Consider the following 16,732-nt stretch of genomic DNA (forward strand, 5'->3'; position numbering starts at 1 on the left):
ATTTGCCGGAATTGGCGTTTCTTATATTAGGGACTTATTTTACAGCCCCTTTTTTTAGTACAAATAAACGGCAAAGTGACGGAATGACAAAGAAAAAATATGAAAAAATTGAACAAATAACGGAAAAATATGAAAATTTTTAATGTGAATCAAAAAATATTCTATAGTTTATGAGATGAAAACCTCTTATACTAGCATTACAAACAAAACAAGAAGGGGGAAATTCTTATGAAAAAGAAAATTGTTGCAATTATGATGATGGCAGTATTGGCACTTTCAACTGCTGCATGCGGAGCAGATGGGGGCAACTCCGGCAAAGACACACAGACAGGAAATACAGGGGGAGGCACTTCTACCTCAACTGTCGCAAATAAGGATAAACCATTGGTATGGTTTAACCGTCAGCCGTCAAACAGTTCCACAGGAGAGCTTGATATGACAGCACTCAATTTTAACAAAGATACTTATTATGTAGGGTTTGATGCAAATCAGGGTGCAGAACTTCAGGGTACCATGGTAAAAGATTACATCGAGAAAAATATTGACAAGATTGACCGTAACGGAGATGGCGTGATCGGTTATGTTTTAGCAATCGGTGATATCGGTCACAATGATTCCATTGCCCGTACAAGAGGTGTCAGAAAAGCACTTGGAACAGCAGTGGATAAAAACGGCGAGGCAGACAGTGCACCGGCAGGAACCAATACCGATGGAAAAGCATCACAGGTTCAGGACGGAAGCATTGAAGTAGGTGGAAAAACCTATGTGATCCGTGAACTTGCTTCTCAGGAAATGAAAAACTCAGCAGGTGCTACATGGGATGCAGCAACAGCCGGCAACGCGATTGGTACATGGTCATCTTCTTTCGGGGATTCCATTGATGTCGTTGTATCCAACAATGATGGAATGGGAATGTCAATGTTTAATGCATGGTCAAAGGATAACGGTGTACCGACATTCGGATATGATGCAAACAGCGATGCAGTTGCAGCAATTGCAGAAGGCTACGGTGGAACGATCAGCCAGCATGCAGACGTACAGGCATACCTGACACTGCGTGTTCTTAGAAATGCACTGGATGGTGTAGATGTTGACACGGGTATCGGAACTGCAGACGATGCAGGAAATGTATTAAGCAGTGACGTTTATGTATACAAAGAAGACGAGAGATCTTACTATTCCCTGAACGTGGCAGTAACCGCTGATAACTACAAAGATTTTACAGATTCTACCGTTGTATGGGAACCGGTATCCAAACAGTTAGATGCATCTGCCCATCCGACAAAGAAGGTATGGCTGAATATTTACAATGCTTCTGATAACTTCTTAAGTTCTACCTATCAGCCGCTGTTACAGAAGTATGATGACCTTTTAAATCTGGATGTTGAGTACATTGGTGGTGACGGACAGACAGAGTCTAATATCACAAACCGTCTGGGCAATCCGGGACAGTACGATGCTTTTGCCATCAACATGGTGAAAACAGATAATGCAGCTTCTTACACAGCTCTTTTAAATCAGTAAAACAACTTAACTTCGGGGGGAGAAATACGGTTCTCTCCCCGAAAACAAAAGGATAGGAGCGGATAGTATGGGGGATCAGAGCAAAGATATTATCTTATCGATACGTGGCATGAGTAAATCATTTGGCCGCAACAGAGTACTTGATCATATCAACCTTGATGTGAGAAAAGGAACAGTTATGGGACTTATGGGAGAAAATGGTGCCGGTAAGTCAACAATGATGAAATGTCTTTTTGGAACTTATCAGAAAGACGAAGGAACTATATACCTTGACGGAAAAGAAGTGAATTTTTCCGGTCCGAAGGATGCACTTGAAAATGGGATTGCAATGGTGCATCAGGAGTTAAACCAGTGTCTGGAGAGAAATGTTGTGGATAATCTCTTTCTTGGCAGATACCCGGTAAATTCCCTTGGGATGATCGATGAGGGAAGAATGAAAAATGAAGCCTCGGAATTATTCCGGAAACTGGGAATGACGGTGAATCTGGATCAGCCGATGAGAAATATGTCCGTTTCCCAGCGGCAGATGTGTGAAATTGCAAAGGCAATCTCATATAATTCGAAAGTAATCGTATTGGATGAGCCAACATCATCACTTACCGTACAGGAAGTGGATAAACTTTTTGATATGATGCGGATGCTTCGTGACCAGGGCATCTCCCTTATTTATATTTCCCATAAAATGGATGAAATATTTGAGATCTGTGATGATATTTCCGTACTCCGGGATGGAAATCTGGTCATGACAAAAAGTGCAAAAGAAACAAATATGAATGAACTGATTACTGCAATGGTAGGCCGTGTGCTGGAAAACCGTTTTCCACCGGTGGATAATCAGCCGAAAGATGTTATTTTATCAATCCAGCATTTGTCCACAAAATATGAGCCGTATTTACAGGATGTTACATTTGATGTCCGTGAAGGGGAGATTTTTGGCTTATATGGCCTTGTGGGAGCCGGACGGACAGAATTGCTGGAAACCATATTCGGTATCCGCACAAGAGCCGCAGGCCGTGTTTATCTGAACCATAAGCTTATGAATTTCAGCTGTGCAAAAGAGGCAATGGATTATGGATTCGCGCTTATTACGGAAGAACGGAAGGCAAATGGATTATTCCTGAAAGGGAATCTTACATTTAATACAACCATTGCAAATCTTAATGCATATAAAAAAGGCGCGGCACTTTCAGAACCGAAAATGACAAAGGCTACCGCAAATGAAATTAAAGTCATGCATACCAAATGTCTGGGACCAAACGATATGATTTCAAGTCTTTCCGGAGGAAACCAGCAGAAGGTTATTTTTGGAAAGTGGCTCGAGCGTGAACCGAAGGTGTTTATGATGGATGAACCGACAAGAGGAATTGATGTCGGCGCAAAATATGAAATTTATGACCTGATCATACAGATGGCAAAACAGGGAAAGACCATTATCGTGGTTTCTTCTGAGATGCCGGAAATCCTTGGTATTACAAACCGGATCGGTGTCATGTCGAACGGACGGCTTGCGGGCATTGTCAATACAAAGGAAACGAATCAGGAAGAATTACTTCGCCTCAGCGCGAAATATTTATAGGCAGGGGGGACAGATATGGCAAATAGCAAGATTCTTACAGCGGAGCAGGAAAAAACACTGCGTCAGCCGATTGAGGAATATGTCGGAAAAATACAAAAAGAGATTGATGAACTCAGAAAAGATGGTACGGCAAAAGTCATTATGTACCAGAGCAGGATCGAAAACGTAAAAAGAGATAAAACACTTTCCAAAGGGGAAAAAGATTCTGAGATTGCATCCTGCCAGAAGGAGCTTGAACAGGCAAAAGCGGTAGAGGCACAGAACAAAGACCAGATCGCAAAACTGATCGGGAAAGCAGAAAATTATCTCAAAAATAATTTTGACAAGTATTATAATGCAGTTAAGGCAAGTTGTATAGCGGAAAAGGAACAGGCACTGCAGGAGCATCAGCAGAGACTTGCAAAGATTGAAAAGGAACACAAAGAAACTCTGGCAAAGACTTCCGCCCAGGCCGAGGTCAAAGAAGAAAATTATGTATATAAGAACCGTGTTTCCAATGAAAAGATTGAACTGGAAAAAGAGTATCAGAGGATTAAAGACCGGAAGCATGATGCGTACAGTTACAAGTATCATCTGATTGATCTGCTCCGGTTGTCCAAATTCACATTTGCAGAAAATCAGGCACAGAAATGGGAAAATTATAAGTATACATTTAACCGGAGAACATTCCTTTTACAGAATGGACTCTACATCGCGATCATTCTTATTTTTGTTGCGTTATGTATCATAACTCCAATCAAAAAAGGAACGCCGCTTCTTACGTATAATAATATTTTAAATATTCTCCAGCAGGCATCGCCTAGAATGTTTTTAGCACTTGGAGTTGCAGGTCTGATCCTTCTTACAGGAACGGATCTTTCCGTTGGACGAATGGTTGGTATGGGAATGACAACCGCAACCATTATCATGCATCAGGGTGTAAATACAGGTGGCGTGTTCGGACACATCTTTGATTTTACGAAAGTACCGACACCGGCAAGAGTCGTTCTTGCACTGGTAGCATGTATTGTATTATGTACGTTCTTTACAAGTATAGCCGGATTTTTTACAGCGAAATTCAAGATGCATCCGTTTATATCGACCATGGCAAACATGCTTGTCATTTTTGGTCTGGTCACCTATGCGACAAAAGGTGTTTCCTTCGGAGCGATCGAGCCGACCATTCCGAATATGGTAATTCCAAAAGTCAATGGATTCCCGACCATCATTCTCTGGGCAGTTGCAGCAATTGTCATTGTATGGTTTATCTGGAACAAAACAACCTTTGGTAAAAATCTTTATGCAGTCGGAGGAAATCCGGAGGCAGCAGCTGTTTCAGGAATTTCTGTCTTTGCAGTAACACTTGGTGCATTTATTATGGCAGGTATCCTTTACGGATTTGGTTCCTGGCTTGAATGTACCCGAATGGTAGGATCTGGTTCTGCCGCTTATGGACAGGGCTGGGATATGGATGCCATTGCAGCCTGCGTTGTCGGTGGTGTATCATTTACCGGTGGTATTGGTAAGATTTCCGGTGTTGTTACCGGTGTATGTATCTTTACAGCATTAACATACTCCCTCACAATCCTGGGTATTGATACCAACCTCCAGTTCGTATTCTCGGGTATTATCATCCTTGTTGCAGTAACACTGGATTGTCTGAAATACGTTCAGAAAAAATAAAACATATACTCTCCTCTATAATGAAAAAGCAGGGATGCCGGTGATGCATGAAACATGCAGGGCATCTCTGTTTTATGTTGGAAAGGTTTTACTTTATCTGGACAAATTGCTATAATAAATAAAATAACATGGGGGAAGAGGTATGTATACATTATTGCTGGTGGATGATGAAGAAGAAGTCATTGAAGCCATCGTTAAAAAAGTTAAATGGGAGGAACTCGGCTTTCAGGTTGCCGGGCATGCAAACAACGGATTTAAAGCAATGGACATGCTTGAAGAAATGCAGCCGGATGTTGTTATGACGGACATCCGGATGCCATATATGGACGGACTGGAATTGTGTGCACATATAAAAGCAAAGTATCCGGCAACAAAAATTCTGCTTTTTACCGGGTTTGATGATTTTGAATATGCAAAAGAAGCCGTGCATCTTGAAATTGAGGAATATATTTTAAAGCCGCTCAATGCTGTGGAAATAACAGAAGTGTTTGAGCGTCTGAAAGAGAAACTGGACTATGAGATCAGTGAAAAAAGAAATACGGATCTTTTGAAAAAATATTATGCGGATTCCCTTCCAATGCTGCAGGCGAATTTGTATACAACGCTTATTGAAGGACGTATTCCGGAAGAGGAGATGCCGCATTATTTTAAGGATTACCAGATTGCTTTTACAGGCCCGTGGTATTGCTGCCTGATCATACACACATCGGCAAGCCAGATTCCGGAGGGCATGGATATACGGCTGCTTTCGGTATCGGTAGACCGGCAGGCAGGGGAGAACCTTGGGGAAAAATGGAACGCGAAGCGTTTTCGCTATCTTGGGGATACCATTATGATTATGCAGTTAAAAAGTGAGGAAGAAATTTCAGAACTAACGGATGCCTGTGACCGTTTCTGTAAATATATCCATCATATTATGGGGGCAAAAGTAACCATAGGGATCGGTCAGGTATGCGGGCACATCGCAAAGATTGCAGCATCCTATCAAAGTGCCAGGGAAGCGGTTTCCTATCGTGTTTTATATGGAAGCAACCGGGCAATAAATTTAAAAGAGATTGTTCCGCAGAGAAAAATCCAAAGGGATGCCGGAGAGGGAACAGAACTGTCCAATGTGTTTAAAAAGATCTGCCTTGGAGAAAATGAAGATATTGCAAATGCCATAGAAGTTTACGTGCAGCATAATTTCCATGATCTAAAATCATTGGAAAAATATCATGTGGCGGTTATGGAACTTATTGGTGAACTGTATCATTTTATGGTCAACAATGAAATGGATACCACAAAAATACAGGGAGGCATCAGTTCTTTGTATAATGAACTGTGTAATTTGGAACCGCAGGTTTTGCAGAAATGGCTTTTAAAATTCTGCTGTATGCTGCATGATGACATGGCAGATGCCCGGTACCATTCCAAGAAATCCCTGATCGGGAGGGCAAAAGAATATGTGCACGACAATTATCAGCAGGAAGATTTGGGGCTTGACGATATCTGTAAAGAACTAGGTGTGTCAAATTCTTATTTTTCAAGCATGTTCAAAAAAGAAACAGGGAATTCTTTTGTCGGATACCTGACGGAATACCGTATGGATAAGGCGGCACGCATGCTTGTGGAAACCGCGGAAAAAAGTTATATGATTGCAAAGAGTGTGGGATATTCCGATCCAAATTACTTCAGTTACGTGTTTAAAAGACAGTTTGGGGTGTCCCCTTCAAAATACAGGACAGCATATGAAAAAAATGAAAAATAAACCGGGAGATATCCAGTCAACCATCATGATTGCATTTTCCATAATATCAACCTTAATTATGGTCTGTATGGGTGTGATGGTATATTGGAGATTTTCGGGTATTACACAGCAGAATATTGTGGATAATAACCGAAAGATTATGGATCAGACGGTGGATTCCATAGAAAATTATCTTGTGAATATGAGACAGGTATCGGATGCTGCATATTATGATGTTATAAAGGAAAACGATATCCGGGAACAGAACGAATCCATCCACAAAGGGTTAAATCTTTTATATGAGGCAAATAAAGAGAACTTAAGGAGCATTGCAATATATAATGGATACGGAAGCCTTATGGCAGCAGAGCCGGTTGTTGCCCAGAAAGAAGAACCGGATGTGACCAGACAGGGATGGTTTATGCAGGCAAAAACACGTATGGAGAATATCCATTTTTCCACACCCCATGTCCAGAATTTGTTTGATGACGGTACCTGTCGGTATTACTGGGTGATTTCTTCCAGCCGTGTCGTGGAACTTACGAATGGGACAGATACACAGTTGGGAGTGCTGCTTGTGGATATGGACTATTCCGGGATTTCACGTATGATGGAACGGATTAATACGTCAGGAAAAGGACAGTATTTTTATCTGTGTGATGGTGAGGGAAATATTATTTATCATCCGCATCAGGCAAGAATTGACAATGGCATGGATACGGAAAGCAGCGTAAAGGCAGCTTCGTCCAAAGAAAAAATTTACGATGAATATTTGGAAAAAAATCACAGAAAAGTTATGGTGGGTGCAATCAGTTATACAGGATGGCGCCTGATCTGTGTTATGCCGTATGAAATATTCACAAATAAGATGGCCGATGTAAAGCAGTTTGTCCTGCTTATTTTACTGCTTATGGCAATGATGCTTGTATTTGTAAACCGCATGATTTCCGTGCGGATATCACGGCCGATTATGAAGCTGGATCACTCGGTGCGTGAATATCAGGAAGGGAAAGAAGAAAAGATTGCAATCGGAGGCTCAACAGAGATCCGGCATCTGGGACAATCCATTCAGGAATCCTACCGGCAGAATTCCGAACTGATGAAAAAAGTCATATGGGAACAGAATGAAAGAAGAAAAAGCGAATTTGATGTGCTGCAAAGCCAGATCAACCCGCATTTTTTATACAATACATTAGACTCCATCACCTGGATGATAGAAAGCGGTAAAAATGAGGAAGCTGCCTTTATGATCACACAGCTGGCAAAGCTTTTCCGGATCAGCCTTTCAAAAGGACATACGGTTATCCGCATAAGGGATGAACTGCAGCACGCACAAAGTTATGTTAATATACAAAAAGTGCGGTATAAAAACAAGTTTGAGGTTGTATTTGATATCAGTCCGGATATTCTGGATGATTGTATCGTGAAACTTGTGCTGCAGCCGATCCTTGAAAATGCGATTAATTACGGTGTAAGGGAGATGGATGACTGCGGAAAAATCCTCATTCGCGGATGGAAAGAACAAGAAAATATCTTTATGCAGGTATCGGATAACGGAATGGGGATTCCGGAAGAGGAGATTGACCTGCTATTGAAGGATACAAACCGTGTACATAAAAAAGGCTCCGGAGTCGGGCTTGTGAATGTAAATAACCGGCTTCGGTTATTGTTTGGAGAACCATACGGACTTCAGATAGAAAGTGAACTGGATGAGGGAACGACAGTGACAGTTATCATTCCTGAGATTGTTTACAGTGAGGAAAATCGCAGGAAATTTGAGGAACACCATATGCCGGAGGATTCTTAAAATGAAACATGGGAAAAAAACATTTGTGATAATAGAGGCAGTTCTGGGAATTCTCGTGATTCTGGTTCTCGGCTTTATCATCTATAAGCAAAACGGCCATGATCCGGAAACAATTGCGGTGATCATACCGGATGTGGATGAGAGCGAGTGGTCAGCGTTTAAATACGGACTGAAAATGGCAGCACGGGAATATGATGCAGATGTTGTGATCATCAGTAAGGACAATATGGAAACCGCCAATGATGAGATTGAGATTATGAATCAGGAAATTGCAAAAGGAGCAGATGCGGTGATCGTAAAACCGATTGCAAACCGGGATGGGCAGCAAAAGCTAAAACAGCTGGAAAAAAGTGTTCCCATAATGGCCGTGGGAGATACATTTCCCGAAGAACCGTCCGGATTGCATACAATAGAACCTGATCATTACCATATGGGTGCGGATCTTGCCCAAAAGCTTCTGGAAAATTACCGTGGAAATCTGATCGGGAAGAAGATTGGGATCTATTCGCAGCATGCCACTTCAGAAGCAGTGATAAAAAGAAAGAAGGGGATTTGCGATACATTAAAGGGGAGTGGCGCAGAAATTTTATGGTCTGTATCAAAAGAAAATGATTCGAAAGAGAAAATCAATTTACAGACACAAAGAAAGGTGGATATCGTGATGGCTTTGGATAATGCAAGCTTTGTGGAAGCCGGGGAGGCGGCAAAGGATAATGACCTGTATGGGGCGGTACTCTATGGAATTGGAAATTCAACGGAGGCAGTTTATTATCTGGATGCAGGATGGGCACAATGTCTGGTTGCTCCGGATGAGTTTGACGCAGGTTATGAAAGTGTTGCAGAACTTATTAAAAAACGACATAATTTTTTCTATAAAATGAAAGACCGGCAGATTACATATACCGTTCTCACACGGGAAAATCTTTTTTCGGAGGAGAACCGGAACCTGCTGTTTACAATCAGCCGGTAAAATCAGGGGTTATCATGGATAAAAGAAAAATAAAAAACGCTATGGCATTAATTGGTCTGATGGGATTTCTTTTGTATGGTGCATGTGGAAGCGAAAAAAAGGAAATACCGAAACAGATTTATATTGGGGTCGCATGTTATGACCAGAGAGATACCTTTCTGGGGGAACTTCTGGAGAATTTTAAAAGGGAATGCAGGACACTGGAAAAAAGGGGATATGATATCAGCCTGACCATTATGGATGCTGCAAATTCGCAAAGAACGCAGGACGATCAGGTGCAGGAAATGATCGGCAATGGTTGTGATATTCTGTGCGTCAACCTGGCAGACCGGACGGATCCGTCACAGATCATTACAGCCGCGCAGGAACACGATATTCCCATTATATTTTTTAACAGGGAACCGGTGGAAGAAGACCTGATGCAGTGGGATCAGTTATACTATGTCGGAGCAGAAGCAAAACAATCCGGACAGATGCAGGGACAGCTTGCAGCAGCTTATATCAAAGAACATCCGGATGTGGACCGCAATCATGATGGGAAAATCCAGTATGTGATACTTGAGGGGGAAATGGGGCATCAGGATGCCATTATTAGAACGGAAAGCGTTGCGGAGAGCCTGAAAGAACAGGGGATTGCACTGGAAAAACTGAGTTATCAGATTGCAAACTGGAATCGTGTGCAGGCACAGAACCGTATGATGCAGCTGATCGGACAATATAACAACCGGATGGAAGTTGTTCTTGCCAATAATGATGCAATGGCACTCGGTGCTATGGATGCTTATGAAAAGCTCGGGTATACGGAAACAAACCGGCCGGTATTTTTTGGAATAGATGGGACAAAAGAAGGGCTTGAAGCGGTAAAAGACGGAACACTTGCAGCAACCGTATATAATGATAAAGAAGGGCAGGCAGCAGCAATGGCAAACCTTGCATTTTCGATTGCTACAGAGGATGAAAATAATCCAAATCCGTTTAAAAATTATAAATATATATATCGCGCATATCAGAAAGTTACAAAAGAAAATGTGCAGACATTTCTGGAGAAAGAAGAATAAGGTACGCGATCCCAAAAAAGGAGAAACAGACATGAATAACTGGGAAAGAATGAAAGCCGGCAGACTCTACAATGCCGACAGCAAAGATCTGGAAAAATACCATTCGTTTGGGATGGAAACCTGTGATAAATTCAACCGCACACCGCTGTGGATGAAGAAAAGAAAGCAGCGTCTGCTGGAAAAAATGATTCCATCCGTTCCTCCCGGATGAGCGCCTGCCGCAGCAGTATCCGGATGGTTTCCATGACCTTGAGTATGCAAAGCCGATCCACATCGGAAGCGGAAGTTGGATCTGTTCGAGCGCGACGATCTGTGGTGGGGTGACCATCGGAAAAAACTGTATTGTAGCGGCAGGGGCAGTCGTAAACCGTGATGTTCCGGATAACTGCATCGTGGCAGGTGTTCCGGCGAAGGTATTGCGAAAGCTGGATGAGCAGGATCGGATGCAGGTGTGGGATACTTACATGAAAAACGAAGTGCCGTTGTCGGAGCGGGAAAGTGGGAGAAGTAGATCATGAATTCGTGGATGGATCTTGCAATGCGCGTACAGAGTATTGCGCAGGCAGGGATTGATGACCACACCTAATTCTCAGTGTGCATTAAATGCTCTTGCCATTGACAACCCTATTGAGTATGCCAGGTTGGCTTTGACGGGTGAGATGCAAGATTGGGTGAATGCGGAAGATAATCTAGAAGTATGGTAATTTTATGGGTGGATTGCTATGTATGGCAGTCCACCCATAAAATCTTTAGAAAAACATAAGTGGAATATAAGAATTGTGCGTGCTAAAATAAATAGTGAGAAAATTGAATTGGAGACCAGCTATGAGAAATCTAATGAAATTTAATAGATTCGTGATGCCCTTACTACTAATTATATTTTCTGCTTTGCTACATGGATGCACTTTGAATGAAAATGTTTCTTATAAAAGTGCTTATGCAGATAATAATTTAAGTGTAAAGAATGAGAACATTAACGGTGCCATTGTGAAAGTAAATGATAAATACATTTATCACGATGAAATTAATGAAATTTTTCTGCAACAGTTTGGAAAAGTAGGTGTATCATATTCGGATATTGTTGAAAATAGCATAGATGAAATAGTGGCAACATCATATGCAGAAAAATTAGGAGTTTTTGTTTCTGAATCCGAAATTGATAATGCTATTTGCGAGTATGAAGCCATTAACAAAGAAGTCTATGATAAAGCTCTTAAAATCTATGGGGAAACGACTCTGAAACAAAAATTAAAAGATAGATTGTTGTTTGTAAGTACAAAAAACAAAGTGTTAGAACAAGAAGTGAAAATAGACGCCAATCTTATCGAATCTTTTAAAAGCCAGAAAGAGCTTCATGGAGAATTAGACAAATATTCAGACTCTGAGCTAATGAAACGGATGAACAAAGAGATAAAAGATTATGCATTTGGGTTATGGGTCAAGGAAAAGAGAAAGGAATCGAAAATTGAATACTTAAAGCTATATGATAAGTATAAAAAAGATTGTTTAGTATTTAATGATAATCAAATGTCGATGCCTAAAATAGATGCTAAAGAAGTAGCATTAGATGGAGATGAAGGGAAAGAAATTTTAGCATCCTTGTCAATATTTGAAAAATATAATCCAGTTTCTGTGTATGAAATTTTAGTAAAACCAAATAATAAAGACGATTATACAGAGCGTGCATATATAAAAGTCCATTTAGTAAATGAAGATAATAACGATAAGATTCTTGATGTTATTATCGCTGACAAGAACGAAACCGGCATTGATTATGGGTTAAAGGATTTAAAAATGTCGACATTATGTGGTGTTAATGTGAAATTATCTAAGTCTGAAAATTTAAATGTTGATGACAAGATAATAACAAGAGCTGTTTTTAAGCTTAACAAACATACTTATGTAATGGATGGCATCAATATTGAGCCTTTTGAATTTACAGAAATGGTTTCAGAATTACTCTCTAAATTAACTAATAAATAAATAGAATATATAACTGAAAATTGAAATGAAAAGGCTATTTATCTGAAAAGGTATTTAGCCTTTTTCTTTGCCCAAAATATGAAAGGAGATGATTTTTATGAACAATAAAACAGAATTAGAAAAGGTAAAAGCAGAGATTGAAAGCAAGAAAGAAGAAAAAGAAAAATATGAAAAGCAATTATCTCAGCTTAAAAATCAAGAGAAGAAATTAAAGAATAAAGGAACAAGGTGCCTGACACAATAAAATTATTGTGTTGCTGCTTGTGACAGCTTTTGCACTTCAGATGTTTGGATGCGGTTCCAAACAGGAGGCATCTTCCGAAACCGGGACGCATCTGAACATTGCCATTCAGCCGGTTCCCGGCTATGTATCGCTTTACGTTTTGCGGGATAAAGGGTGGCTTACCGATGCATTAAAAGAGGATGCAGTAGACATCAACTTTACGGAGTTTGAATCTGAACCACCGGAAAATAAATCGTTCGCGGCCGGGCAACAGGACATCGGAGTAATGGGAAATGTGCCTTCGATTTCAGGGATTGCAGCCGGACAGAACCGTTCTATCATTGGAATTTCCTATAATGGGGAGCAGGCAACGGCACTGACGCAGGGACAGGTGGATGCTGTCACGACCTGGGAACCATCCATCACCAAAATTCAAAGCAGTGGGGACACACAGATTTTAGCAGATGGAACGGACCTATTCAAAGGAAAAAATACGATTGTGGCGGATCTGCAGAAAACTGCCGATTTCTTATATGAAAGTGGAACGATTTCACAGCAACTGCAGATCAAAGATTCTGTTGTAAAGCCGTAGAGAGATTTTATAAGTTCAATTCAAATGACGATTTTTACGGTTCACGCAACACCTGAATACTTTGTTGTTCAGGCACTGAGTGAACAGTAACGTAACCATTGCAATTACATTCGTAATCTGATAGGATAAACACGGAAAAGAGGTGCAGATCATGCAGATTTCAAGCAGATTTACGATGGCAATTCATATGTTTGCCTGTATAGATACATTTACAGATCAGAAGATGACCAGCGATTTTATGGCGGGCAGCATTGGTACGAATCCGGTCATAATACGAAAAATATTGCAGCAGTTAAAGGCGGCAGGGCTGATTGAGGTGTCAAGAGGAACCGGTGGAGTTACGATTACCAGACCTTTGGAGCAGATTACCTTTCTCGATATATACAAAGCGGTAGAGTGTACACCGGAGGAACAATTGTTTCATTTTCATGAGAATCCGAATCCGAACTGTCCGGTAGGGAAAAATATTCACCGTGTTTTGGATAACCGATTGCTGGAGGTGCAAAAGGCAATGGAAGAAAAACTTTCCCAGATAACGCTTGCGGATGTGAAAAACGATGTTGCCTCATGTATAGAAAAAGAGCAGTAGAAAGGAAGCTTCAGATGATAAGTCTGGGGCTTTTATTTTATAGGAAAAAATCAGATGTAACCAAAAAAGCTACAAAAATTCTGATGTAACCATTGACGTTACATTAAAACCATGTTATAGTACAACCATCAGATGTAACAACAAGAGATACAACAAAACAATTCAGGAGGTACTATTTTATGCAGAAAGTAGTAGAATTTTTACAGGCAAACCCAGTACAGTATTTAGCAACCGTAGGACGTGACGGAAAGGCAAAGTGCCGTCCATTCATGTTCTGCTTTGAGCAGGATGGAAAGCTCTGGTTCTGCACAAACAACACAAAGGATGTTTACAAAGATATGCTTGCGAATCCGGAAATCGAAGTATCCGTTTCTTCTCCAGAGTATGCATGGATCCGTCTTCATGGCAAGGCTGTATTTGAAGACAACATGAGTGTCAAGGAAGGCTGCATGAACAATCCAATCGTTAAGGGACAGTATCAGACCGCAGATAACCCGATTTTTGAGGTATTTTACCTTGAAAATCCTCACGGTGTGATCGCTGATTTCTCAGGAAATCCACCTTACGAATTCTAATTTTTATGAAACCCTGACATGTAGCACCAGCCCTCGCTTTTCGCGGGGGTTGCTGTTTAATAAAGGAGAAGTTTTGAAATGGCACATATGGATTATTTAAAGTTTTTGGTTGAAGAAATTCACTCCACCACAGTTGCAACAATCGGTTCAGACGGACATCCGCAGACAAGAATTATTGATATGATGTACTACGATGCGGATGGGGTATATTTTCTTACTGCAAAAGGAAAAGCATTTTACGAACAGCTTATGGAGCAGCAGTATGTGGCAATATCGGCGACAAAAGACAAGCGTGCAGTATCGCTTCGCGGAAACGTGAAAAATATCGGAAAGAAGAATCTTACTCTCATGTTTGAGAAAAATCCCTACATGAAAGAAATCTATCCGGGGGATACGTGGGAAGCACTCGAAGTATTTCAGTTGTATGAAGCGCAGGGGGAATACTTTGATATCAGCAATCCGTCAAAGATCGTAAGAGATACGATCCTGATAGGGAAAGGAGAGAAAATCCAAACCGGTTATTTCGTGGGACAAAAATGTATTGGCTGTAAACTCTGTTATTCTGTTTGTCCACAGAAATGCATTGACGTGTCTGGGAAGCCGGTTGTAATCGATCAGAATCATTGTCTTCATTGTGGAAGATGTGCAGAAATTTGTCCGAAGCAGTGCATTCAGAAAAGAGGTTAAGTATGATCTTTAAAAAAATCAGAAAAGGGCATGTAGACTGGAATAAATTTTTATGCGGGATTCCGGCAAAGGATTATGTGTTTCAAAAGGATGCATATGAGGATCAGATCAAAAATGCAGCAAAACTCCTAAAGGATGCCGATGCGGTGATCATCGGTGCCGGTGCGGGAGCTTCCACGGCGGCAGGACTTGCGTATGGTGGAAAGCGGTTTCGGGAAAACTTTGCGGAATTCATCGGAAAATATGGTGGTCAGTATATGACCGATATGTATGCAGCGGGTTTTTATCCATTTCCTTCGGAGGAAGCAAGATGGGGCTACTGGTCCAAACATGCGCTGATCAACCGGTTTGATCCACCGGCATTGCCGCTGTATCAGGAATTGTTTGCCATGGTGCAGGATAAGGAGTATTTTGTACTTACCACGAATGTCGATCATCAGTTTTACAAAGCAGGATTTTCGGCAGACCGGATTTTTGCAACACAGGGCGATTATGGAGAAATTCAGTGTCAGCGCGGCTGTCATCCAAAGGTGTATGATGCAAAAGAACTGTTTGAAAAGATGGATGCTGCCAGAAAAGACTGTCTGATCCCATCCGAACTTGTGCCCAAATGTCCGGTATGCGGAGGAAAAATGGCAATGCATCTGCGCTGTGATAGTTACTTCGTAGAAGATGAGGCATGGCATGAGGCTGCCGACAGATATGCGGATTTTCTGGAACAGAACAAAGATAAAAAGGTTGTACTTTTAGAACTTGGAGTCGGATTCAACACACCAATTATTATCCGGTTTCCGTTTGAGAAAATGGTACGTGAAAATAAGTCATACAGCCTGATTCGATTGAATAAAGATGAGGCGATAGTGCCGGAAAGCTTTAAAGAGCGCGCAATTGGGATCGGCGGTGATATGGCAAAGGCAATTACTGCGATAAGAGGGAGTGTATTATGACACAGGAAGAAAGAAGATGCTGCCTGATTCAATATCTTCTGAAAGAGGAAATCCGTTTTCGGAAGCAAAAGATTCCTAAAGATAAACAGAGACAGGAGAATTTGCTCCGTTCCCTGATGAATACCAGATTGCCAAAACCAATCCCGGCAGATTTCTTAAGGATTCAGGACGAATATCTTATCGAAAGAAACAGGGAGCGAGGGATCACAGACATTGCAGACCTGACACCGGTAGCATCTGATCCAAGGCTTTATATCTGGCAGGGAGATATCACAACCTTAAAATGCGATGCAATTGTCAATGCCTGTAATTCGCAGATGCTTGGATGTTTTTCCCCGATGCATGCCTGTATTGACAATTTTATCCACACATATGCAGGGATGGAACTTCGCCTGAAAATGTATGAAATTATGAAAAAGCAGGGACATGAAGAAGAAACCGGAAAGGCAAAGATTACGTCCGGTTATAATCTTCCGGCAAAATATATTCTTCACACCGTAGGACCGATCATACAGTGGGAGGTTACAGGAAAAGAGGAAGAATTGCTGGCAAGCTGCTACAGAGAATGTCTCAAACTGGCGGCGGACACGGGAGCAGAGTCCGTAGCTTTTTGTTGTCTGTCAACGGGGGTGTTTCGTTTTCCACAGCAAAGGGCGGCAGAAATCGCTACCGAGACGGTAAAGAATTATATCAATGAGGACAGCAGAATAAAAAAAGTCATATTTAACGTATTCAAGGACGATGATCTGAGAATCTATCATGCACTAATTGGATAAATCGTGTTAGAATAAAATTGTCACGTAAGACAGAAAG

17 protein-coding genes and 1 pseudogene are annotated in these 16,732 nt (G+C 41.2%); all 18 read left to right on the forward strand.

From position 1 onward, the window contains the following. The first annotated feature begins 228 nt into the window (after window positions 1-228). The 18 genes and pseudogenes from DXD06_RS03645 (at window position 229) to DXD06_RS03730 (ending at window position 16,695) form a co-directional block, all read left to right on the forward strand. A complete protein-coding gene (locus DXD06_RS03645) occupies window positions 229-1,524 on the forward strand; it encodes a substrate-binding domain-containing protein (RefSeq protein ID WP_117830695.1) in 1,296 nt (431 codons plus the stop codon). A gap of 67 nt (window positions 1,525-1,591) precedes the next feature. Then, window positions 1,592-3,100, forward strand: coding sequence for a sugar ABC transporter ATP-binding protein (locus tag DXD06_RS03650; RefSeq protein WP_022045918.1), 1,509 nt, complete (start codon window positions 1,592-1,594; stop codon window positions 3,098-3,100). Window positions 3,101-3,115: 15 nt separating this feature from the next. Continuing rightward, a complete protein-coding gene (locus DXD06_RS03655; protein WP_117830696.1) occupies window positions 3,116-4,762 on the forward strand; it encodes an ABC transporter permease subunit in 1,647 nt (548 codons plus the stop codon). 142 nt (window positions 4,763-4,904) lie between these two features. After that, entirely contained in the window at window positions 4,905-6,509 is a 1,605-nt protein-coding gene (locus tag DXD06_RS03660) for a response regulator (protein WP_117830697.1), read from the forward strand. Beyond that, window positions 6,490-8,295: a cache domain-containing sensor histidine kinase gene (locus DXD06_RS03665; RefSeq protein WP_117830698.1), complete on the forward strand. Its 1,806-nt coding sequence runs from the start codon at window positions 6,490-6,492 to the stop codon at window positions 8,293-8,295. Before DXD06_RS03660 ends, DXD06_RS03665 begins: the two co-directional genes overlap by 20 nt. Window position 8,296: 1 nt before the next feature. Next, window positions 8,297-9,265, forward strand: coding sequence for a sugar ABC transporter substrate-binding protein (locus DXD06_RS03670; RefSeq protein ID WP_117830699.1), 969 nt, complete (start codon window positions 8,297-8,299; stop codon window positions 9,263-9,265). A gap of 14 nt (window positions 9,266-9,279) precedes the next feature. Then, the gene (locus DXD06_RS03675) at window positions 9,280-10,323 is read left to right on the forward strand and encodes a galactose ABC transporter substrate-binding protein (RefSeq protein WP_117830700.1); all 1,044 of its coding nucleotides are present in this window, start codon (window positions 9,280-9,282) and stop codon (window positions 10,321-10,323) included. A 31-nt stretch (window positions 10,324-10,354) separates the two neighbouring features. After that, entirely contained in the window at window positions 10,355-10,534 is a 180-nt protein-coding gene (locus DXD06_RS17015) for a maltose acetyltransferase domain-containing protein (protein ID WP_055263282.1), read from the forward strand. 61 nt (window positions 10,535-10,595) lie between these two features. Next, window positions 10,596-10,841 carry an acyltransferase gene (locus tag DXD06_RS03685; protein ID WP_330378121.1) on the forward strand — a complete coding sequence of 82 codons (246 nt, stop codon included), beginning with the start codon at window positions 10,596-10,598 and terminating at the stop codon, window positions 10,839-10,841. A gap of 51 nt (window positions 10,842-10,892) precedes the next feature. Next, window positions 10,893-11,027: pseudogene (locus tag DXD06_RS17405) on the forward strand (DUF6061 family protein); the annotation flags it as partial. Window positions 11,028-11,148: 121 nt separating this feature from the next. Beyond that, window positions 11,149-12,306 (forward strand): hypothetical protein, encoded by a 1,158-nt coding sequence (locus DXD06_RS03700; protein ID WP_117830702.1) that lies wholly within the window; start codon window positions 11,149-11,151, stop codon window positions 12,304-12,306. Between the two features lie 97 nt (window positions 12,307-12,403). Continuing rightward, the gene (locus DXD06_RS17020; protein ID WP_158569480.1) at window positions 12,404-12,550 is read left to right on the forward strand and encodes a hypothetical protein; all 147 of its coding nucleotides are present in this window, start codon (window positions 12,404-12,406) and stop codon (window positions 12,548-12,550) included. A 19-nt stretch (window positions 12,551-12,569) separates the two neighbouring features. Beyond that, window positions 12,570-13,121 carry a hypothetical protein gene (locus DXD06_RS03705; RefSeq protein WP_147343603.1) on the forward strand — a complete coding sequence of 184 codons (552 nt, stop codon included), beginning with the start codon at window positions 12,570-12,572 and terminating at the stop codon, window positions 13,119-13,121. A gap of 151 nt (window positions 13,122-13,272) precedes the next feature. Further along, on the forward strand, window positions 13,273-13,710 hold the full coding sequence (locus DXD06_RS03710; protein ID WP_117830704.1) for an Rrf2 family transcriptional regulator: 438 nt from the start codon (window positions 13,273-13,275) through the stop codon (window positions 13,708-13,710). Between the two features lie 179 nt (window positions 13,711-13,889). Beyond that, window positions 13,890-14,285 (forward strand): pyridoxamine 5'-phosphate oxidase family protein, encoded by a 396-nt coding sequence (locus DXD06_RS03715; RefSeq protein WP_117830705.1) that lies wholly within the window; start codon window positions 13,890-13,892, stop codon window positions 14,283-14,285. A 78-nt stretch (window positions 14,286-14,363) separates the two neighbouring features. After that, window positions 14,364-14,972, forward strand: a complete 609-nt coding sequence (locus tag DXD06_RS03720; RefSeq protein ID WP_117830706.1) for a 4Fe-4S binding protein — start codon at window positions 14,364-14,366, stop codon at window positions 14,970-14,972. Window positions 14,973-14,974: 2 nt separating this feature from the next. After that, on the forward strand, window positions 14,975-15,919 hold the full coding sequence (locus DXD06_RS03725) for a Sir2 silent information regulator family NAD-dependent deacetylase (protein WP_117830707.1): 945 nt from the start codon (window positions 14,975-14,977) through the stop codon (window positions 15,917-15,919). Beyond that, the gene (locus tag DXD06_RS03730) at window positions 15,916-16,695 is read left to right on the forward strand and encodes a protein-ADP-ribose hydrolase (protein WP_117830708.1); all 780 of its coding nucleotides are present in this window, start codon (window positions 15,916-15,918) and stop codon (window positions 16,693-16,695) included. Before DXD06_RS03725 ends, DXD06_RS03730 begins: the two co-directional genes overlap by 4 nt. Window positions 16,696-16,732 lie beyond the last annotated feature (37 nt).

Source organism: Roseburia sp. TF10-5, from assembly GCF_003462365.1.
In the GTDB taxonomy this organism is placed as follows: domain Bacteria; phylum Bacillota; class Clostridia; order Lachnospirales; family Lachnospiraceae; genus Roseburia; species Roseburia faecis.